Origin of the sequence: Pseudomonas sp. SB113, from assembly GCF_040754745.1 — a bacterium.
Taxonomy (GTDB): domain Bacteria; phylum Pseudomonadota; class Gammaproteobacteria; order Pseudomonadales; family Pseudomonadaceae; genus Aquipseudomonas; species Aquipseudomonas grimontii.
The window spans coordinates 1-706 of sequence record NZ_JBFMHW010000071.1; the positions used below are offsets into that span (position 1 = coordinate 1).

A 706-nucleotide genomic window follows, 5' to 3' on the forward strand; every position below is an offset into this window, starting at 1 on the left:
GGAAGTCGGCAAGGCTTTCGAGGCGTCCGCTCCCTGCTCGCATCTGGTGCCAGTCAGCGAGACCGGCCACCCGGACGCAGGTGCGGTCGAACTGACCGTCAATGGCGAAGTTCGCCAGAGCGGCGATCTCAACCAGTTGATCTGGAAAGTACCGGAAATGATTTCGTACCTTTCCGGTCTGTTCGAGCTTCAGCCGGGCGACATCATCATGACCGGAACGCCTGCCGGCGTCGGCGCGGTCAGCAAAGGCGACGTTCTCAAGGGCCATGTCGACGGCATTGGTTCGATCGAAGTCACCGTCGTCTGAGACGATATATTGAAGTCGCGGCGGGATGACGACGCGACTTTCTTTTTTAGCTGGACCAACAGCTTTTTATCCCACCTTCGGCGTGAAGCAATTAAAGCTCACGCCATCTTTTTGGTTTCACGCATCCCGGTGACGCAATGCTCGGTATTTCGCTTTTCGACCTGTCCTGGCTTTTGATCGCGCTGCTTGCGGCGGGCGCGCTGACGGGAGCGCTTGCGGGCATATTCGGCGTTGGCGGCGGCGCGGTGGCGGTACCGATCCTCTACGAGCTTTTCCGCTTCGTCGGTGTCCCCGAAGAAGTGCGGATGCCGCTTTGCGTCGGCACGTCGCTGGCCATCATCATCCCGACCTCGATCACCTCCTTCATCACGCATTATCGAAAAGGCGCGGTGGATATGT

2 protein-coding genes are annotated in these 706 nt (G+C 58.9%); both read left to right on the forward strand.

What is annotated here, in order from left to right:
- Positions 1 to 307, forward strand: a 307-nt coding sequence (locus tag AB1462_RS31450) for a fumarylacetoacetate hydrolase family protein (protein ID WP_367248963.1), incomplete at its 5' end; no start/stop codon positions are given.
- Between the two features lie 137 nt (positions 308 to 444).
- Positions 445 to 706: TSUP family transporter (locus AB1462_RS31455; protein WP_367248965.1), on the forward strand; the 262-nt coding region annotated here is incomplete at its 3' end.